The sequence below is a fragment of the Endozoicomonas sp. PH6C genome, from assembly GCF_059322965.1.
This window is the reverse complement of sequence record NZ_CP185342.1, coordinates 76,349-97,006: the sequence shown is the minus strand read 5'-3', so window position 1 is coordinate 97,006 and position 20,658 is coordinate 76,349. Positions and strand designations below refer to the sequence as shown.

16 protein-coding genes are annotated in these 20,658 nt (G+C 49.2%); 6 read left to right on the top strand and 10 right to left on the bottom strand.

Going from position 1 to position 20,658, the window contains the following annotated elements:
* Window positions 1-232 precede the first annotated feature (232 nt).
* The 4 genes from ACOMG9_RS00390 to ACOMG9_RS00375 form a co-directional block, all read right to left on the bottom strand.
* Window positions 233-2,500, bottom strand: coding sequence for a C2H2-type zinc finger protein (locus ACOMG9_RS00390; RefSeq protein ID WP_494529622.1), 2,268 nt, complete (start codon window positions 2,498-2,500; stop codon window positions 233-235).
* Between the two features lie 299 nt (window positions 2,501-2,799).
* On the bottom strand, window positions 2,800-4,662 hold the full coding sequence (locus ACOMG9_RS00385; protein WP_494529621.1) for a C2H2-type zinc finger protein: 1,863 nt from the start codon (window positions 4,660-4,662) through the stop codon (window positions 2,800-2,802).
* Between the two features lie 299 nt (window positions 4,663-4,961).
* Window positions 4,962-6,662: a C2H2-type zinc finger protein gene (locus ACOMG9_RS00380; RefSeq protein ID WP_494529620.1), complete on the bottom strand. Its 1,701-nt coding sequence runs from the start codon at window positions 6,660-6,662 to the stop codon at window positions 4,962-4,964.
* A gap of 451 nt (window positions 6,663-7,113) precedes the next feature.
* Window positions 7,114-8,460 (bottom strand): NCS2 family permease, encoded by a 1,347-nt coding sequence (locus ACOMG9_RS00375; RefSeq protein ID WP_448215333.1) that lies wholly within the window; start codon window positions 8,458-8,460, stop codon window positions 7,114-7,116.
* Between the two features lie 353 nt (window positions 8,461-8,813).
* Here ACOMG9_RS00375 and xdhA point away from each other — a divergent pair, with 353 nt between their 5' ends.
* The 3 genes from xdhA to xdhC are packed head-to-tail and all read left to right on the top strand — an operon-like array spanning window position 8,814 to window position 13,426.
* A complete protein-coding gene (gene xdhA, locus ACOMG9_RS00370; protein ID WP_494529619.1) occupies window positions 8,814-10,244 on the top strand; it encodes a xanthine dehydrogenase small subunit in 1,431 nt (476 codons plus the stop codon).
* A complete protein-coding gene (gene xdhB, locus ACOMG9_RS00365) occupies window positions 10,237-12,597 on the top strand; it encodes a xanthine dehydrogenase molybdopterin binding subunit (RefSeq protein ID WP_448215331.1) in 2,361 nt (786 codons plus the stop codon). Before xdhA ends, xdhB begins: the two co-directional genes overlap by 8 nt.
* Window positions 12,584-13,426 (top strand): xanthine dehydrogenase accessory protein XdhC, encoded by an 843-nt coding sequence (gene xdhC / locus ACOMG9_RS00360; RefSeq protein ID WP_448215330.1) that lies wholly within the window; start codon window positions 12,584-12,586, stop codon window positions 13,424-13,426. The genes xdhB and xdhC overlap by 14 nt, the downstream gene beginning before the upstream one ends.
* Window positions 13,427-13,442: 16 nt before the next feature.
* Here the strand turns inward: xdhC and ACOMG9_RS00355 are convergent, their stop codons facing one another.
* From ACOMG9_RS00355 to ACOMG9_RS00335, 5 genes are all read right to left on the bottom strand, one after another.
* A complete protein-coding gene (locus ACOMG9_RS00355) occupies window positions 13,443-14,486 on the bottom strand; it encodes a hypothetical protein (protein WP_494529618.1) in 1,044 nt (347 codons plus the stop codon).
* 6 nt (window positions 14,487-14,492) lie between these two features.
* On the bottom strand, window positions 14,493-16,124 hold the full coding sequence (gene tnpC, locus ACOMG9_RS00350; protein WP_494530382.1) for an IS66 family transposase: 1,632 nt from the start codon (window positions 16,122-16,124) through the stop codon (window positions 14,493-14,495).
* A 120-nt stretch (window positions 16,125-16,244) separates the two neighbouring features.
* Entirely contained in the window at window positions 16,245-16,613 is a 369-nt protein-coding gene (gene tnpB / locus ACOMG9_RS00345; RefSeq protein WP_448215654.1) for an IS66 family insertion sequence element accessory protein TnpB, read from the bottom strand.
* Window positions 16,610-16,936, bottom strand: coding sequence for an IS66 family insertion sequence element accessory protein TnpA (tnpA, locus tag ACOMG9_RS00340; RefSeq protein WP_448215653.1), 327 nt, complete (start codon window positions 16,934-16,936; stop codon window positions 16,610-16,612). Before tnpA ends, tnpB begins: the two co-directional genes overlap by 4 nt.
* 27 nt (window positions 16,937-16,963) lie before the next feature.
* On the bottom strand, window positions 16,964-17,209 hold the full coding sequence (locus tag ACOMG9_RS00335; protein WP_494529617.1) for a hypothetical protein: 246 nt from the start codon (window positions 17,207-17,209) through the stop codon (window positions 16,964-16,966).
* Window positions 17,210-17,557: 348 nt separating this feature from the next.
* On the opposite strand from ACOMG9_RS00335, the gene ACOMG9_RS00330 reads away from it, so the two are divergent.
* The 3 genes from ACOMG9_RS00330 to ACOMG9_RS00320 all read left to right on the top strand — a co-directional run bounded on the left by ACOMG9_RS00330 (window position 17,558) and on the right by ACOMG9_RS00320 (window position 19,865).
* Window positions 17,558-18,325: a TlyA family RNA methyltransferase gene (locus ACOMG9_RS00330; protein ID WP_494529616.1), complete on the top strand. Its 768-nt coding sequence runs from the start codon at window positions 17,558-17,560 to the stop codon at window positions 18,323-18,325.
* A 389-nt stretch (window positions 18,326-18,714) separates the two neighbouring features.
* Window positions 18,715-19,566: a hypothetical protein gene (locus tag ACOMG9_RS00325; RefSeq protein ID WP_448215327.1), complete on the top strand. Its 852-nt coding sequence runs from the start codon at window positions 18,715-18,717 to the stop codon at window positions 19,564-19,566.
* 128 nt (window positions 19,567-19,694) lie between these two features.
* The gene (locus ACOMG9_RS00320; RefSeq protein WP_448215326.1) at window positions 19,695-19,865 is read left to right on the top strand and encodes a hypothetical protein; all 171 of its coding nucleotides are present in this window, start codon (window positions 19,695-19,697) and stop codon (window positions 19,863-19,865) included.
* Window positions 19,866-19,869: 4 nt separating this feature from the next.
* On the opposite strand, the gene ACOMG9_RS00315 is transcribed toward ACOMG9_RS00320, so the two are convergent.
* Complete coding sequence (locus tag ACOMG9_RS00315; protein ID WP_448215325.1) at window positions 19,870-20,520, bottom strand: class I SAM-dependent methyltransferase; 651 nt, start codon at window positions 20,518-20,520, stop codon at window positions 19,870-19,872.
* Window positions 20,521-20,658: the final 138 nt, after the last annotated feature.

The following is a 20,658-nucleotide window of genomic DNA, read 5'->3' as shown; positions in this document are numbered from 1 at the left end:
CTTGTCGAAGCCTCATTCTGATTAACCTCGACGATAAAACGATAAGTCTGCGGCTCAACCGGGCAAACGAAAGGCAAAAAGACCAATACGTGCGAGAGTAGACTTTTAATAATTCTACCCTTTGTTTTCTTGGGATAGGAGCAGTGAGGATAGACGATAGTGAGCATTGCACTTCAGATCATGCCCAAACGTGTGCAGTGCCTTTCCCTCCTGGGCCTGTGACAAGCAGAAATCAATGACTTGACTCTACATCATCGAGCTTTCGTTTCCGGTGTTTTCTTCTGTGATTCGACAGGGCTTTCGCGTTTGGCAGGGTCTTCCGGCACTCTGGGCAGGTTTGCTCTCCGCTGTGTTCTTTTCTTTTGTGATCCCACAGGGCTTGAGCGTTTGGCAGGGTCTTCTGGCACTCTGGGCAGGTTTGCTCTCCGGTGTGATATTGACTTTTGTGAGTCGACAGGGCTTTCGCGTTTGGAAGGGCCTTCTGGCAATCAGGGCAGGTTTGCTCTCCGCTGTGTTCTTTTCTTCTGTGAGCCCACAGGGCTGGAGGGTTTGGCAGGGTCTTCTGGCACTCAGGGCAGGTTTGCTCTCCGCAGTGATAACGAATTTTGTGAGCCGATAGGGCTTGAGTGCTTGGTAGGGCCTTCTGGCACTCAGGGCAGGTTTGTTCTCCGGTGTGATATTTTCTTCTGTGATTCGACAGGGCTTTCGCGTTTGGCAGGGTCTTCCGGCACTCTGGGCAGGTTTGCTCTCCGCTGTGTTCTTTTCTTTTGTGATCCCACAGGGCTTGAGCGTTTGGCAGGGTCTTCTGGCACTCTGGGCAGGTTTGCTCTCCGGTGTGATATTGACTTTTGTGAGTCGACAGGGCTTTCGCGTTTGGAAGGGCCTTCTGGCAATCAGGGCAGGTTTGCTCTCCGCTGTGTTCTTTTCTTCTGTGAGCCCAGAGGGCTGGAGGGTTTGGCAGGGTCTTCTGGCACTCAGGGCAGGTTTGCTCTCCGCAGTGATAACGAATTTTGTGAGCCGATAGGGCTTGAGTGCTTGGTAGGGCCTTCTGACACTCAGGGCAGGTTTGTTCTCCGGTGTGATATTTTTTTTTGTGAGTCGACAGGGCTTGAGCGTTTCGCAGGGGCTCCTTGCAATCAGGGCAGACTTGCTCTCCGGTGTGCTCTTTTCTTTTGTGATACGCCATGGTTTGATAGTTCGGCAGGGTTTTCTGGCACTCTGGGCAGGTTTGTTCTCCGGTGTGATATTTTTTTTTGTGAGCCCACAGGGCTTTCGCGTTTGGCAGGGGCTTCTGGCACTCTGGGCAGGTTTTCTCTCTAGCGTGATATCGACTTTTATGAACCGACAGGGCTTGAGCGTTTGGCAAGGTCTTCAGGCACTCTGGGCAGGTTCGCTCTCCGGTGTGATATCGTTTTTTGTGATCTGACAGGGCTTGATTGTGTGACAGGGTCGTCTGGCACTCAGGACAGGTTTGCTCTCCTCTGTGATATCGACTTTTGTGAGCCGACAAGGCATTCGCATTTGGCAGGATCTTCTGGCACTCAGGGCAGGTTTGCTCTCCGGTGTGTTCTTTTCTTTTGTGAGTCCACAGGGCTTCAGCGTTTGGCAGGGTCTTCTGGCACTCAGGGCAGGTTTGCTCTCCGGTGTGATATCGATTTTTGTGATCTGACAGGGCTTGAGTGTGTGACAGGGTCGTCTGGCACTCAGGGCAGGTTTGCTCTCCGGTGTGATATCGACTTTTGTGAGCCGACAGGGCATTCGCATTTGGCAGGGTCTTCTGGCACTCAGGGCAGGTTTGCTTTCCGGTGTGAGCATTTCTTTTGTGAAACGCCAGGGCTTGAGCGTTTGGCAGGGGCTTCTGGCACTCAGGGCAAGTTCGTTCTCCGGTGTGATATAGACTTTTGTGAGTGTGTAACGAGGTTTGAGAGCTAAGTGATTTTTCACAGTCGGGGTGATCACATCGGTACTTTTTGGAGCCTGCTTTCCTTTGTTTTTTCGCAGGAGGTGGATTTAATTTTAATGATGGATCGGTTGTACTTCCAGCTTCTGAGACAACTGTAGGACCTTCAGCAGGATGACTTACCGGGCCAGATTCCTGATCGCCTATTTGCCAATAGACATCTGTTGTGCAAAAGGAACTGTCATCTGAGGTTGAACGACATTGGGTACTTGCCGAAGGAGCGAGGATACATACTCCTTGTTGATTACAACAGGGCTGTTCATGACAATTTTTGTCAAGGCTATGTTGGGAGTCGGTGGGTCGGCCCGAATTTTCATCATTATGGTCGTTGTCGTATAAATAATGCGATTTTTCTGAATGTCTATTGAATGACTGATCATGATCCTCTGACCCTGTTGTCCCGGCATCGTTACCGCCGCCCTTTCCGTACATCAAAGTGATGATCTGAAGTTTATTTCGCCTGGAGGGTTTGTGATCGGGTAGCATGCCTGACCCTGAATATCCGTTTGTGCTGATCGTGTGTGATGGTTCGTTTTGCATTAGCCTCCAATCGGTCATTGGCATTGCAGTTAATACATCCGGCTCAGTTTTTATAGAAAAACTCTGGCTTGTCGAAGCCTCATTCTGATTAACCTCGACGATAAAACGATAAGTCTGCGGCTCAACCGGGCAGACGAAAGACACAAAGACCAATACGTGCGAGAGTAGACTTTTAATAATTCTACCCTTTGTTTTCTTGGGATAGGAGCAGTGAGGATAGACGATAGTGAGCATTGCACTTCAGATCATGCCCAAACGTGTGCAGTGCCTTTCCCTCCTGGGCCTGTGACAAGCAGAAATCAATGACTTGACTCTACATCATCGAGCTTTCGTTTCCGGTGTTTTCTTCTGTGATTCGACAGGACTTTCGCGTTTGGCAGGGTCTTCCGGCACTCTGGGCAGGTTTGCTCTCCGCTGTGTTCTTTTCTTCTGTGAGCCCAGAGGGCTGGAGGGTTTGGCAGGGTCTTCTGGCACTCAGGGCAGGTTTGCTCTCCGCAGTGATAACGAATTTTGTGAGCCGATAGGGCTTGAGTGCTTGGTAGGGCCTTCTGACACTCAGGGCAGGTTTGTTCTCCGGTGTGATATTTTTTTTTGTGAGTCGACAGGGCTTGAGCGTTTCGCAGGGGCTCCTTGCAATCAGGGCAGACTTGCTCTCCGGTGTGCTCTTTTCTTTTGTGATACGCCATGGTTTGATAGTTCGGCAGGGTTTTCTGGCACTCTGGGCAGGTTTGTTCTCCGGTGTGATATTTTTTTTTGTGAGCCCACAGGGCTTTCGCGTTTGGCAGGGGCTTCTGGCACTCTGGGCAGGTTTTCTCTCTAGCGTGATATCGACTTTTATGAACCGACAGGGCTTGAGCGTTTGGCAAGGTCTTCAGGCACTCTGGGCAGGTTCGCTCTCCGGTGTGATATCGTTTTTTGTGATCTGACAGGGCTTGATTGTGTGACAGGGTCGTCTGGCACTCAGGACAGGTTTGCTCTCCTCTGTGATATCGACTTTTGTGAGCCGACAAGGCATTCGCATTTGGCAGGATCTTCTGGCACTCAGGGCAGGTTTGCTCTCCGGTGTGATATCGACTTTTGTGAGCCGACAAGGCATTCGCATTTGGCAGGATCTTCTGGCACTCAGGGCAGGTTTTCTCTCCGGTGTGATATCGACTTTTGTGAACCGACAGGGCTTCAGCGTTTGGCAAGGGCTTCTGGCACTCAGGGCAGGTTTTCTCTCCGGTGTGATATCGACTTTTGTGATCTGACAGGGCTTGAGCGCTTGCCAGGGTCTTCTGGCACTCAGGGCAGGTTTGCTCTCCGGTGTGATATCGACTTTTGTGAGCCGACAGGGCATTCGCATTTGGCAGGGTCTTCTGGCACTCAGGGCAGCTTTGCTCTCCAGTGTGTTCTTTTCTTTTGTGAAACGCCAGGGCTTGAGCGTTTGGCAGGAGCTTCTGGCACTCGAGACAGGTTCGTTCTCCTGTGTGATATTGACTTTTGTGAACCGCCAGGGCTTTCGCGTTTGGCAGGGGCTTCTGGCACTCAGGGCAAGTTCGTTCTCCGGTGTGATATAGACTTTTGTGAGTGTGTAACGAGGTTTGAGAGCTAAGTGATTTTTCACAGCCGGGGTGATCACATCGGTACTTTTTGGAGCCTGCTTTCCTTTGTTTTTTCGCAGGAGGTGGATTTAATTTTAATGATGGATCGGTTGTACTTCCAGCTTCTGAGACAACTGTAGGACCTTCAGCAGGATGACTTACCGGGCCAGATTCCTGATCGCCTATTTGCCGATAGACATCTGTTGTGCAAAAGGAACTGTCATCTGAGGTTGAACGACACCGGGTACTTGCCGAAGGAGCGAGAATACATACTCCTTGTTGATTACAACAGGGCTGTTCATGACAATTTTTGTCAAGGCTATGTTGGGAGTCGGTGGGTCGGCCCGAATTTTCATCATTATGGTCGTTGTCGTATAAATAATGCGATTTTTCTGAATGTCTATTGAATGACTGATCATGATCCTCTGACCCTGTTGTCCCGGCATCGTTACCGCCGCCCGTTCCGTACATCAAAGTGATGATCTGAAGTTTATTTCGCCTGGAGGGTTTGTGATCGGGTAGCATGCCTGACCCTGAATATCCGTTTGTGCTGATCGTGTGTGATGGTTCGTTTTGCATTAGCCTCCAATCGGTCATTGGCATTGCAGTTAATACATCCGGCTCAGTTTTTATAGAAAAACTCTGGCTTGTCGAAGCCTCATTCTGATTAACCTCGACGATAAAACGATAAGTCTGCGGCTCAACCGGGCAAACGAAAGACACAAAGACCAATACGTACGAGAGTAGACTTTTAATAATTCTATCCTTTGTTTTCTTGGGATAGGAGCAGTGAGGATAGACGATAGTGAGCATTGCACTTCAGATCATGCCCAAACGTGTGCAGTGCCTTTCCCTCCCGGGCCTGTGACAAGCAGAAATCAATGACTTGACTCTACATCATCGAGCTTTCGTTTCCGGTGTTTTCTTCTGTGATTCGACAGGACTTTCGCGTTTGGCAGGGTCTTCCGGCACTCTGGGCAGGTTTTCTCTCCAGTGTGATATCGACTTTTATGAACCGACAGGGCTTTAGCGTTTGGCAGGGTCTTCAGGCACTCTGGGCAGGTTTGCTCTCCGCTGTGATAGTGTCTTTTGTGATCCGACAGGGCTTGAGCGTTTGACAGGATCTTCTGGCACTCAGGGCAGGTTTGCTCTCCGCTGTGATATCGACTTTTGTGAGCCGACAAGGCATTCGCATTTGGCAGGATCTTCTGGCACTCAGGGCAGGTTTTCTCTCCGGTATGATATCGAGTTTTGTGAGCCGACAGAGCTTGAGCATTTGGTAGGGTCTGCTGGCACTCAGGGCAGCTTTGCTCTCCGGTGTGATCTTTTCTTCTATGAGTCGACAGGGCTTGAGCGTTTGGCAAGGTCTGCTGGCACTCAGGGCAGGTTTGTTCTCCGGTGTGATCTTTTCTTCTGTGAGTCGACAGGGCTTGAGCGTTTGGCAGGGTCTGCTGGCATTCTGGGCAGGTTTGCTCTCCGCTGTGATATCGACTTTTGTGAGCCGACAGGGACTGAGCGTTTGCCAAGGTTCTCTGGCACTCAGTGCAGGTTTGCTTTCCGCTGTGAACTTTTCTTTTGTGAGCCAACAGGGCTTGAGCGTTTGGCATGGTCGTCCGGCACTCAAGGCAGGTTTGCTTTCCTCTGTGATATAAACTTTTATGAACCGACAGGACTTGAGCGTTTGGCATGGGCTTCTGGCACTCAGAGCAGGTTTGCTCTCCCGTGTGATATTTTCTTTTGTGATCCGACAGGACTTTCGTGTTTGGCAGGGTCTTCTGGCACTCAGGGCAGGTTTGCTCTCCGCTGTGATATTTACTTTTGTGATTCGACAGGTCTTGAGCGCTTGGTAGGATCTTCTGGCACTCAGGGCAGGTTTGCTCTCCGCTGTGATCTTTTCTTATGTGAGTCGAAAGGGTTTGAGCGTTTGGCAGGGTCTTCTGGCACTCAGGGCAGGTCCGTTCTCCGGAATGATATTGACTTTTGTGATTGCGCAATGAGGCTTGTGAGCCAAGTAATTTGTCACAGCCGGGGTGATCACATCGGTATTTTTTGGAGTCCGTCTTCTTTTGTTTTTTCGCAGGAGGTGGATTTAGTTTTAATGATGAACCGGTCGTGCTGTCAGCTCCTGAGACAACTCTCGGTGCTTTGGCAGGATGGCTTACCGGGTCAGATTCCTGATCTCCTGTCTGCAAATAGACATCTGTTGTGCTAGCGAAAGAGTCATCTGAGGTTGAACGACAGTGGGTACTTTTGTAAGGAGCGAAGATACAGACTCCTTGTTGATTACAACAGGGCTGTTCATGGCAATTTTTGTCAAGGCTATGTCGGGAGTCGGTGGGCTGACCCGAATTTTCATCATTGTTGTCGTTGTCGTATAAATAATGTGATTTTTCTGAATGTCTACTGAATGACTGTCCATGATCCTCTGACCCCGTTGTCCGGGAATAGTTACCGCCGCCCGTTCCGTACATCAAGGTGATGATCTGAAGTTGGTTTCGCCGACTGGGTTTGTCATCGGGTAGCATGCCTGACCCTGAATATCCGTCTGTGCTGGTCATGTGTGATGGTTCGTTTTGCATTAGCCTCCAATCGGTCATTGGCATTGCAGTTAATAGGTCCGGCTCAGTTTTTATAGAAAAACTCTGGCTTGTCGAAGCCTCATTCTGATCAACCTCAACGATAAAACAATAAGTCTGTGGCTCAACCGGGCAGACGAAAGGCAAAAAGACCAATATGTGGGAGAGTAGGCTGTTAATGGTTCTATCCTTTGTTTTCCAGGGATAGGAGCGGTGAGGATAGACGAGAAGATGAGGGGCACGAAACTAAAACATAGTGGTTCCTGGATTCTCTCACCCATGACAAAGGTTATGGAATTTTACTGAAACGCCGATGTTTTATATCTGATGACTGTCGTAAAGCCCGGTTTGATAAAAGCAATGAACTCAGCGACGATCACAGAGCTGAAGCCATAATCTACACAGATTGAAAGTGAACAGGCTTGCTCACCAGAAATGAGCAAGCCAGAGAAGCTTAAACGCCAAAGAACACAAACTTGAGGACAAAGAGCACAGCCAATACCCAGACACTGATACTGACATCGCTGGAACGTCCGGCCAGAACTTTAATCACCGGATAAGCGATGAATCCCAGAGCAATACCATTAGCAATAGAGAAGCTCAGTGGCATCATGATAGCGGTCATCATGACCGGTCCGGCTTCAGTCAGATCGTTCCAGTCGATATTAGCAAGGCTGCCCACCATCAGAACGGCAACATAAATCAGCGCTCCCGCAGTTGCATAAGCAGGTACCATCCCGGCCAGGGGAGAGAAGAAAGCACAGAGCAAAAACAGCAAACCAATGGTAACCGCTGTCAGACCGGTGCGACCTCCTGCGGCCACACCTGAAGCACTTTCAACGTAGGAAGTGACCGTCGGTGTACCCACCAGTGCACCCGCCCATGAAGCTGTACCGTCAGTGATCATGGCTCTGTTCATGTTGTGCATTTTGCCGTCTTTGTCAGCCAGACCGGCCTTGTCGCCCACAGCAATCAGGGTACCTGTCGTATCAAACAGATTGACGAACATGAAGGCAATAATGACACCCAGCATTTCAGGGTTGAGAGCGCCCATAATGTCCAGTCCACCAACGATAGGCATCATGCTGGGTGGTGCTGAAGCCACACCACTAAAGGTAACGTCACCGGCCAACAGGGCAATAGAGGTAACAACGGCAATAGCGATCAGCACAGCGGCTTTAAGGCCACGGAATGCCAGACCCAGAATAAGAAACAAACTGAGACAGGCCATCATGGGGCCAAACTGGGTGATGTCCCCCAACGTCACTATGGTGCCCGGGCTGGCCACCACAATGCCGGCATTTTTGAGACCAATCAGTGCCAGGAAGAGGCCAATACCGCTGGTGATTCCGACTCTGAGACCCACAGGAATGCTGTCTACAATCCATGCCCTGACTTTGAACAGGCTCAACAACATAAAGCCTACGCCGCCCCAAAATACAGCACCCATGGCTTCTTGCCAGGTGTAACCCATGCCCAGCACCACCGCGTAGGCAAAGAAGGCGTTCAACCCCATACCCGGAGCCAGTCCCACAGGCCAATTAGCGAAAAGACCTATAGCAATGGTACTGAGACCCGCAACCAGGCAGGTGGCAGTGAACAGGGCTCCTTTATCCATCCCGGCATCACCGAGCATGCCCGGAATGACAAACACCACATAACACATGGTAATAAAGGTCGTCAGACCTGCCATCACTTCAGTTTTTACTGTCGTGTTTTTGGCACTGAGTTTGAAGAGACGATCGAGCAGTGGTGCACTCTTATCCCCACCCATAACGGGTGACATTTCAGCGTTATCCATTCCAGACTCCATATAATTGTTGTTCTTATCGATGCAATGATCCAAGCAACTGATCAAAACTGATAATACTGAATTTACCCCGGGTCAATAAAAAACGATCCAAAGGTATACGAGGCTTTTTTGATGGCATTATTCGTTCCAGGACAGCTGAGTCTGCTGCCTGCCTCTTTAATACCAGCCTGTTTTTAATACCAGCATTTTGCTGATTTCGCTTGCTATTTTCCCGACCAAATAGTCAAATTACAAGTCGCAGATATGAGCTAAGAAAAATATTCTACGTAAATCAAAAACAAAAAAACGACCATGCAGAATATTTTTCCCTATAGAGAATTAGAATAAAGGAGTCAGTCGTCGTGATTCGATTTCTGCTCAACGAGACTCTGGTTGAACTTAGAGACACTCCCTCCGATACCACCGTACTGGACTACCTCCGGGGTAATCACAGCCACAATCCGGATAGAAAAACCGGCACCAAGGAGGGCTGTTGTTCAGGCGACTGCGGTGCCTGCACTGTGGTGGTTGCGGAGCCGGAGAACGACCGTCTGAACTATCAGACCATCAACGCCTGTATTGCTTTGCTACCGGCACTTAACGGCAAGCAACTGATCACCGTTGAAGATCTTGCTGAAGATGAAAAACTGCACCCTGTTCAACAGGCCATGGTGGATCACCATGGCTCTCAGTGCGGTTTCTGTACGCCCGGCATTATCATGTCCCTGTTTGCCTTCCATCATGAAGCCCCCGCTAACAGACCTGACATTACTGAAGCTCTGGGTGGCAACCTTTGCCGTTGTACCGGCTACCAATCTATCGTTGATGCTGCTGATGAAATCGCCAGCTTGACACCTTCTGACCGCTTCAAGCATCAGGAACAGGAGACCATTGAGAAACTCAACGCACTGCAAGCCCGGCTCGATAACACCGCCAATGGTGTGTTCATGCCCGATTCCGAGCAGGCGCTGGCTGATTATCTGTTGCAACATCCACAAGCCAGATTACTGGCCGGTGGCACCGACCTTGGGCTGGAAGTGACTCAACAGATGAAGGATTTACCGTCGCTGGTCACTCTGACCTCAGTCAATGAGTTAAAAGAGATCAGCTGTAGCGACCGGGAAATGATCATTGGCTCTGCGGCCAGCTTCCGTCAGCTGGAACCTCTGCTGGCCAGACACTTTCCTGAGTTTGCAGAAATGCTTTCACGTCTGGGCTCACAACAGATTCGAAATGTGGGCACTCTGGGCGGCAATATCGGTAATGCCTCGCCCATAGGCGACACGCCTCCTGTGTTACTGGCACTGGATGCAAAGGTTGAGCTGCGTAAAGGCAACACCATCAGATCCCTGCCTCTGGAAGATTTTTTCCTGGGCTACAAAAAGACCCTGCTCGAAGAAAGTGAATTTATTGCCCGCATTCGCATTCCGCTCAAGCCGCATCAACTCAGGGTTTACAAGCTGAGCAAACGTTATGGTGATGATATATCTGCCGTTCTGGCCGCCATCAATCTGGAATTGAACGACAACGGAATCATTACCCGTGCCAGAGTCGCATTTGGAGGTATGGCAGCTATACCCAAACGGGCTTTGGCCTGCGAAAAAGCCCTGACAGGAAAAGAGGCCAGCGCCACTACTCTGCAAGAGGCGCAGAAAGCCATTCGTTCAGAATTCACACCACTGTCCGATGTCAGGGGCAGCAGCGACTATCGATTGCAGGCAGCCTGCAACCTGCTGGAAAGATACTTTCTGGAAATGTCCGGACAAACTGCGAGGATCATTGCTCATGCGTAAGTTACCGGATATCAGCAAAACCCGGTCTTCCCCGAAGACAGCCAAACACGACAGTGCCCATCTGCATGTCAGCGGCAAAGCCACTTATATCGATGATCGACCCGAAATGGCCGGTCAGTTACACGCCGGATTTGGCCTGTCTACCCAGGCCCATGCTGAAATCATCAGCATGGATCTTGAGGCAGTCAAAAACAGTCCCGGTGTGGTCATGGTCGTCACCGCTGACGACATTCCCGGACACAAAGACATTGGCCCGGTTTACCCTGGTGATATGTTGCTGGCTGATGGCAAGGTCGACTATATCGGTCAGCCGGTCTTTGCGGTAGCGGCCAGGTCTCATCTGGCTGCCAAAAAAGCGGCCAGAAAAGCAAACATTGAATATAAGGCGTTAGAGCCTGTGCTGGGCATTGATCAGGCCATGCAGGAAGAATCCTTTCTCAGACCTGAACATGTGATGCATAAAGGCGACGCCCATCGTGCCATTGCCGAAGCACCCAGACGACTCGAAGGTGCCATGAGCAACGGTGCCCAGGAACACTTTTATCTGGAAGGACAGATTGCCAGCGTCGTCCCTCTGGAAGATAACCAATACCATATTTACACCTCCAGCCAGCACCCTTCTGAAGTGCAGAAGCTGGTTGCAGAAGTTCTGGGCATTCCTTTGCACAAAGTCGTGGCGGACGTTCGACGCATGGGGGGAGGCTTTGGCGGTAAAGAAACCCAGGCTGCTGGTCCGGCCTGTATTGCAGCACTTCTGGCCAGTAAAACCGGACAACCCGTAAAATTTCGGGTCGACCGCTCACAGGACATGATGTCCACCGGCAAGCGCCACCCTTTCAGACACCGTTATCGGGCAGGCTTTGACAGTAAAGGAGTTATCAAGGGGATAGATATAGAGGTCGCAGGTGATGGCGGTTATTCCCCCGACCTGACAGACGCTATTGTCGACAGGGCCATGTTTCATTCCGACAATGCTTACTATCTCGATAATGCCATAGTCACTGGTCACCGCTGCAAAACCAACATTGCTTCCAACACCGCATTCAGAGGCTTTGGCGGGCCTCAGGGCATGTTGATAATAGAGCGGGCAATGGACGACATTGCTCGTGCTACCGGTCTTGACCCACTGGATGTTCGCCTGAATAACCTGTACGGCATTGGCGAACGAAATGTCACTCATTACCACCAGACCTTTGAACACAATGTTCTGCCGGAGCTGATGGCAAAACTGGAAGAGAGTTCTGAATACCGAAAGCGCAGGCAGGAGATTACAGCGTTCAACCGGAACAGCCCGGTATTAAAGAAAGGCTTGTCCATGACCCCGCTGAAGTTTGGTATCTCTTTCACGGCCAAACATCTCAATCAGGCTGGCGCTCTGGTCCATGTCTACACAGACGGCAGTATTCAGGTAAATCATGGCGGTACCGAGATGGGACAGGGGCTTTACGTTAAAGTGGCCCAGGTGGTTGCTCATGAATTTGGGGTTGGCCTGGATCAGGTACAAGTGACCTCCACCCGAACCGACAAGGTACCCAACACCTCTCCGACGGCGGCTTCCAGCGGCAGTGACCTGAACGGCAAGGCCGCACAGGATGCCTGTCAAAAAATTCGTGATCGCCTGATAACATTCGCTGCCGAACATTATCAGGAACAACCTGAAGATATTCAGTTCGCTGATGGTCATGTCCACATGAAAGAGCGGACCATTCCTTTTGTTGAACTGATTCAGGCCGCTTACTTCAATCGGGTTTCACTCTCCAGCTCAGGCTTTTACAGCACTCCCGAGATTCACTATGACCGGGAAACAGCCAGTGGCCGCCCTTTTTATTATTTCGCCTGCGGTGCTTCGGTATCCGAAGTGGTGGTGGATACCCTGACCGGTGAATACCGGGTGGAGCGGGTTGATATATTGCACGACGTTGGCAGATCACTGAACCCCGCCATTGACCGTGGCCAAATTGAAGGAGGGTTTATCCAGGGTATGGGCTGGATGACCACTGAAGAAGTGGTCTGGGATGAGCAGGGAAGATTGCTTAGTAACAACCCGGCGACTTACAAGATTCCTACGATTGAAGATCTACCGGCTATCTTTAACGTTGAGTTGTTCGAGCAGGATAATCCGGAGCATACGATTTATCATTCCAAAGCCACCGGCGAACCTCCCCTGATGCTCAGCATCTCGGTGTGGTCGGCAATACGTGATGCCGTTTCGAGCCTTTCAGACTACACCGTCAGCCCGGACATTGATGTTCCCGCGACTCCGGAAAGAGTGCTGAAAGCCATCTCGAAAATTAAAGAGCGGCCCCACACAGAACCTCTAAAAAAAGAGGAGGCCGCCTATGGAGTGGATTGACGCACTGTCAAAGCTCAAGCGTTCTGGTCTGCCTGGCGTTCTGGTGACCATCTTGGGATCAGCCGGTTCTGCGCCCAGAAAATCAGGCAGTAAAATGCTGGTCACAGAAGAAAAAAGCTTTGACACTGTGGGTGGCGGGCATCTTGAGTTTCTCCTGATTGAGAGAGCCAGGGAGCTGATGGCTTCAGATCAGCATGAGCCTGTTATGGAGCACTTCCCACTGGGTCCCCGGTTAGGTCAGTGCTGCGGTGGCAGTGTCAGCGTGATGCTGGAGCCCATTGCAGGCTGTCACTTCCATATCGCTCTGTTTGGGGCCGGGCATATTGGCAAAGCGCTTATTCATGTTCTTACGCCTCTGAATTGCCGTATTACCTGGATTGATAATCGGGCAGAACTTTTCCCCCGGAATACCCCTGAAAATGTCACCTGTATTCTCAGTGAACAGCCTGATGAAGAAGTGGCAGATCTGCCCGAAAACGCCTTTATTCTGGTGGTCACCCACAATCACCAGCTGGATTATGCGATTGCTGAACAGGCATTAAAACGATCAGACACTGGCTGGTTGGGCGTCATAGGCTCCGAGACTAAAGCCAGCAGATTCCATAAGCGTCTTGAGCATAAGGGCTTCAACCCGAAACGGATTGAGCAGATGAGATGTCCGGTCGGACTCAATGAAGTGGGAGGCAGAGAGCCCGCAGAGATCGCCATTGCCATTGCTGCAGAGATACTGGCTGTCAGAAATGGCTCTCGTGACAGCCTTGTCCGAAAAAGGGAGGGTATTCCCTGGCAGACACTCAAGAAATTAATAAACGACCACCACCAAGCCTGAAGGCTTGGAAGTGGGTTTATACCGCGCTTGAACCAGCCGCCCCAGAGGTCTGAGATTGGCTATCTGCACTAGCGGAAACACCTGCACGAGATGCCTCTCTATCTTCCTTTTTCGTCGTCATGCCCTCGCCCCGAGCCATAAAAATCCGTTGCTTGCTGACAAGAGCTTTAATAAGTTCCACCTGTTTTTCTATAAAGTCATGCTGCAATTTACTGAAATTGCTATTAGCTGCGAGATATTTTTTTTGAGCTTCAAATGTCATCTGAAGCTTGGAATTCTCAGACAAACTATTTGCTAACTCATCCAACTGCCGGGCATGCCCAGCTAAATCCTGAACTACCGGGTTGGCCTTTGCGCTGTCCAGTAATGCCTGTACGCGATCGAACGCCGCCTCTTCGGCGTCCAGAACAAGAGCTGTTCGCAGAAATTTCAGCTTAACATCCCTACCTTCGGTCATTTTCTCTTCTAAACTGTGAAGCTTTACTTTAAGAGCCTGAATGTCTGAGGCCTGTTTTTGCAGTACCTTCTCATAAAACTGGATATCCGTCGGCATCGTCAATTCAACACATTCATTCAATGTACGTTCGAAAAAATTACGCACACTTGCATCATTTATAAAAATCTTCAAAGGTGCCAGTCGACGACAATTATTCAACGCATTCAACCGCTCAAGCCGTGCTTCCAGCATTTGCTCCTTTAACTCGGAACACTCCTTCTCGAGGCGTGTTATTGTTTCTGTCAGATTATCTTCAGGTGTCTTCTGGTAGATTTCAGAAGCAGCCTTAAGCCTGCCGTAAAAGCCTCCGGCTGCGCCAATAGCAATATAGAGTGCCAAGGTTTTTTTCAGGCCCAGGTATTTGAAAGAAAGCAAAGGAAGAACAGGAAGACGCCGTGAGGTAAAGGGTATTGGGTTCAAAATCGCCTTACTCAGAGCGGATACACAACCATCCATGGTGCCAACAATAGAGGCCAGAGGGTGATGCATTGCATCTGCGGCGGTTACGCTGTGCTCTTCCAACGTAAGCGCCAAATAAACCAGCGTACTGGCTGCCGCCCCCAAGATTTCTTATTCTTTGCCTGTCTTAACATTCCAGGGGAGAAGCTGTTCCAGTTTCTCAACGGTATCGGCGTAAGGCAGCTCTTTTAAAATATGGTTCAGGTAATTGAAAGGCTCCAGACCATTCACCTTTGCGCTTTCAATCAGGCTGTATAAAAGGGCACTGGCTTGCGCCCCTTTTGGCGTGTCTGCAAACATCCAGTTCTTGCGGCCAATAGCGAAGGGGCGGATGGTGTTTTCCGCTGCGGCATTACTGATATCCAGGTGGCCGTTGTCACAGTAAACGACCAGTTTTGGCCATTGGTTCAATGCATAGCTCATGGCTTGGTGCGACAGGCTGCCCGGGTCTAGCCTGGTTATGTTTTTCTCCAGCCATACATGAAAGTCGTCCAGTAGTGGCTTACTCTTTTGCTGACGCAGGATGGCTTTTTCTGATGGAGGAAGATCTCCTATTTCTTTCTCAATGGCGTAAAGCTTACCGATTTTGCCTAAAGCGACATTCGCCTTGCTAACGCGGGTGTTTTTCACCTTTTTGCCCGGTTTGGCTTCGCCCTTCCTGGCATCCAGAAATTTCCTGCGAACGTGGTCGAAGCAACCCGCCTGGGTGATGCCTTCTTGTTTGCATACAGCGTCGTAACTGGCATACCCGTCAGTTTGCAGGTAACCGCTGAACCCTTCGAACAGACGCAGGGGAACCTCCTTGCCTCTTGAGGGATCGTATTCAAACACCACCGATGTTTGTCCGGGTGGCCCACCAAGGCTGACCCACATATATTTGTCAGAGTTGATGGACTTGCTGGTTTCCTTGATCACCTGAATTCGGGTTTCGTCAGCATGGATCACCGAACCGGTCTTTTGATGATCTCTCATCAAATTGATGAGTGGCCGCAGTTCTGTAGACAGCCGAATCAAAGAGTTGGCCATCGTCGTCCGGGTGACAGAGCCACCGTATCGCTTGAGGATATTCTCTTGCCTGTACAAAGGCAGTGCGTCGCAGTACTTGGAGACAATGATCCAGGCCAGTGTGCAAACAGAGAGTGAAGATTTGGGCAGTGGGTGTTTTGGCAGCTCTGCAACTTTAATGACCCGCTTCTCCTGTCCATGCTCATCGACTTCTGGAAAGACTGCTTTCTCTTGCAGAATTTCTTTCACCTGAACCTTGGTCGGAACGATATCAAGCTCTTCACGGACTTTGACAAAGAAGGTATCAATGGCTCCGGCTTTTTCTTCTTCACTGAGTTCAGAGCGTTCCTGCACTCTGGGCAGAGACTCTGAAAATGACTTGCGCCCTGTTTTCTTTTTGCGTGGTTTTGGAGGCTCTTGCTCTGGCTGACCTTCAGCTTCGTCTTGCTCTCCGGTGCAGCCTTCCAGCTCCACCTCGTTGAAAATGTCGACCTGGCTGTTGTTTTTTTCAGTGCTTCTTCCGTACAGGCGGGATCGGGAGAGCCTCAGGTACTCTTCCAGTTGCGCAATGCGTTTTTTTTGAGAATCGATGACCTCTGACTTCTTTTGAATAATGTCGTCTTTTTCAAGAAGGGCATTTTCTTTTTCAAGAAGGGCATTTTCTTTTTCAAGAAGGGCATTTTCTTTTTCAAGAATGACACTTTCCTGCGAATGGATCGCCTCAAACAAGGCGACCATTTCAGGGTTAGTCTCAGCCTGATGAAAGGGCAAATCCAGTGCGGATTTCGGCTGAAAAATCAGAGTGTCGGCGGTCGATTTCATGGTCGCTATTTTACCATAAAACCCTGAAAAACAGGACTAAAAACAGCTCTCATAATGCCTTTTTTTATGGGGTTGCATGGCATTGAGATTGTAGCCGTCCAGCAGCCAGTTTAATTGTTTCCCGGTTAATGTAACCAGCTCTTCGTCCGGTTTGGGCCAGTGGAATTTGTCCTCAGACAGGCTCTTGTAATAAAGCACAAAACCATTATCTTCCCAGAACAGGCACTTGATTTTATTACGCTGCCGGTTGGTAAACGCATATAAATAGCCGTCAAAGGGGTTGTGCCCCAGCTCTTGTTCAACCAACACAGCAAGCCCACGAAATGACTTGCGAAAGTCAATCGGCTCCCGGTAGAGAAACACCTTTGGTAATACCTCTGACGGTCGCATAACCGGGGTGTTCATAGCATATCCCTCACCAGTTGCTCACAAAGCGACAGGTTACTTTCATCAATACCGGACACTGTTACACCACTGGGTAGGGTGATGGAGAGTGGTGTTATCCGAGAAGGCGCACCAGGTTCTGGTTGGGGTGTTACCTGGACAAAGCCAGAGTTGTTCGGGGTCGGTTTTACGCTGGGGGTTGTGTCGAGTTTACGCTTCCAGTATCCGAATTTGGATACCCTTATACCATGCTGTTGGCACCACGCACTCTGAGTCAAACCTGAATCCCGCCACGACTGAACACGCTCTAGCCATTCACTGTCTGCGGGTAATTTCTTTGACATATTGGCCTCCTTATATCGGGAGGCTAATCATTTCAAATGGGGTTTTGATTCTGAAGGGCGTGGGTTTATTTGGCGTTTACCTTCCAACGCTTTTTTAAACTGACTCAGGTTACCTTCCGTTAAAGGAATCTGCTTGGCAACTTCAGGTGTAGCGAGAGTTGCAATCTGTTTAGACAGATCATCCTGCTTTTGAGCAGGATCATTCGCTGAAGCCTCAATGTTAGCGAAATCAGTGAAACTCGGCGGCGGTGAGGGGATGGGCTTTATATTCATAAGAAACTCCTGTTCATTGATTGACTGACTTCCGTTGTCAGATGGTTGCCTTCTCTTAATTTGGACATTCAACTCAGGAAATGGTTCCCCTGACCCTTTAAAAGGTCAGCACAGAATGAGTAAGAAAATATGATTTTGTACGAACAGGTACTTATACTTTATGCCAGTCTTGCTTTCTAACTCCAGTGATGAAGCGTGTCGCAAAACTCTGGTTCCCATGCTTTCAGGCTCTTTGGGTCCCAGCGTGGGAACGAGTTGTTGGAGTTTTGCGACACCCTCAAATCTTCAGCGCAACAAGGAGTTAGAAAGTTCGATTGGTATAATCTGTTTCCCAATACGGTTATTAGAATGGAAAGAGTGGATCGTCTGCTGGTAGACAACGGCCTTGCTGCCTCCCGCACCCAGGCACAGAAGTTTATTGCTGAAGGAAAGGTGCAAGTGTTGCATTCCTGCAAATGGCAAACCGTAAAAAAGCCCAGCGAGAAACTGACCGGAGAGGCAGAGCTGAAAGTCACTCTGGATGAGTCGGATAGATTTGTTTCCCGTGGCGGACTCAAGCTGGCAAGTGCTCTGGAGAAAGCCGGCCTGGATATTACGGGAATGACCGTGATTGATGTGGGTCAGTCAACGGGCGGTTTTACTGACTGTGCCCTGCAGTCAGGCGCGACGAAAGTAGTCGGTATTGAAGTAGGGCATGAGCAACTGGTAGAGAAACTGCGGCAAGATCAGCGGGTAGTTTGTCTGGAAGGTATTAATGCACGTGAGCTTGGCCCGGAGCTGTTAGAGCATACTGAAAACGGAGCCGGGTTTGATCTGGCGGTGATGGATGTTTCTTTTATTTCCCAGACCAAAATTATACCTTCGCTGGCACCGCTGATTAAAAAGGGAGGTTTTCTGGTCAGCCTGGTCAAACCGCAATTTGAAGTGGGAAAAGCAGGTCTGGGCAAAGGAGGTATTGTTCGGGATGAGGGTCTCTATCCTGAAGTAGAATCATCCATTCGAAGCTGTCTCGAAGAGCAGGGTCTGAAAACCACCGATTATTTTGACAGTCCGATCAAAGGGGGTGATGGAAACCGGGAGTTTCTCATTATTGCCAGAAAGGCGTCATCACCCTGAGAATTTACCACTGAGCCGTCCCGGAGACTTCAGACCTGACAGGGACCCGCCAAGGTTAGAATTCCTGACCAGAACGTCAGTGTTTCTGCCTGTCATGTTTACAAAAAATGCCCTAAATTTATTACGTCCAGACTTTACAGGATACCAACACTGAGTCAGCTTCCAGCAAAGTAAAAAGCAGGTATGGGCGATAAAGCAAATTTCTGAGGGATTACCCTGTAATCTCTTGTCAGTAAGGCAACCATCTCATGTTTCATCATCGGGGATGGTTGAAATTACCAGTTTATACGCTTTTTTTGCTGAACTATTCTGCTTTGGACACTCCAGAATCGTTGAATGATGTTTGGTTAGTCCTGTAATTGAATAATTAATAGATCAAAGGAGTGATAATGATGTTGTCTAATAATATTTCTTCCCGCCCAACGATGCAGGTTTTTTCAGATGCCACCTCGGCATATTCTGTTGAAACGCAGGCCAAAGGCATAAAATTTGGCGATACATTCAGAAGAGTCTCCTCAGTGTTTTCTGAAAGTGTTTTAAAAGAGGCCAATCGCAAAATAGATGACGACAAAAGTTATTTCAATTCGGCTTTTGTCAAACATCTGCTGAATGAAAGAATGGTAGGAAAAGTTATAGAATCAAGCACAATATTTGACGATCTGAAATTTGGGTTAAATCATGAAAATCCCGTTTTCATGGCCGAATTATGCTATGAAGAGCGAATTCAGTTTGATAAAAATGGTCATTTGATTAAAGAGTCTTTCCGAAAGGACTGCTTGGCTACTTCATCGGATGAAATCCGGGCTCTATGCTCAGAGGCATTGGAAAAAATGGCCGATGAATTTCAATGGCGGGATCGTTCGGTAGAAGTTTCTAATCTTGTCCTGATTCGTTACCCATTAATTCCCTCAAGGGGAATTAAAGATTTGCCCTGGCATAAGGATCCCGGCAAAAAAAGCATGGTCGTCCAATTGAATGACAATACCAACGCAACTGGAACGGGTGTAAAGTATTCAGGAGGCGGGCTTGATATTGGCAAAAATTCATCGCGTATTAATTCAGCAGAAATATTCCTTGATAAAGGCACTGAGGAGTCATTTTCATATGATGGCCAAAATAACGGGCTTATATTTTCCAATGAACATTCCCTGATTCATCGGGCTGGGAATATCGTATACCTCAGCGAAAATGATGATGATCTGGAAGAAAAACGCATCATAGTGGTAGTAGTTGATGATTAATACCCATCGTGTTTTCTAACTCCCATGGTGAGCATACAGAATGGAAAGAGCGGATCGTCTGCTGGTAGACAACGGCCTTGCTGCCTCAGGCACCCAGACACAGAAGTATTGCTAAAGGAAAGGTGCAAGTGTTGCATTCCTGCAACTGGCAGACTATCTATCCTGAAGTAGAATCATCCATTCGAAGCTGTCTCGAAGAGCAGGGTCTGAAAACCAACGATTGTTTTGACAGTCCGATCAAAGGGGGTGATGGAAACCGGGAGTTTCTCATTATTGCCAGAAAGGCGTCATCACCCTGAACGGCTAGCGCTTGCGAGCGATCATCAATCCGTCGCTTACCGGCAGTAATACCATATCAACCCTGTCATCCTGTTGAATAAAGCGGTTGCATTCGTCAATGGCTCTGGTTTCTGCATCCTGAGGATTCACCACCGAGCCACCCCAGAGACTGTTGTCCACTAACACCAGTCCGCCGGGCTTCACTAACTCAACACCGCGCCGGTAGTAATTCAGATAATTCTCTTTATCGGCATCGATGAACACCCAGTCGAACAAACCCTCCTGACCTTGCATTTGAGCCAGGCTGTCCAGAGCAGGCTGAATTTTCAGGGTTATTTTCTCCGACACCCCCGCTTTCTGCCAGTGCTCTATGGCAATGTTCGTCCATTCCTCGGAAACATCCAGGCAAGTCAGGTGTCCATCTTCTGGCATGGCCAATACGGTTGCCAAAGCACTGTAGCCAGTGAATGTGCCGATCTCTATTCCCTTTCTTGCACCACTCATCTTCACCAGCATTTGCATGAAAGCCCCCTGCTCCGGCGAAACCTGCATGTAGCCCTCAGGAAAGTCTGCCATCCGGGCTCGCAGCTCACTCAATACAGGATGATCGCGCATGCCTGCATGAGTGAGATAAGTGGCAATTGTAGGTGTTATGGTCAGAGTTGTTCTGGACATGACATTGCTCTTCTATTCAATCAGTTAGCAGGTATGGAAAGGGGTCGCCTGTAATCATGGATGAAGAATGCAAAAATTTAAATGATAGAAATGAATTTTACCCACTATGAATGATCAGAAATCAACCAAAAAGTAGCA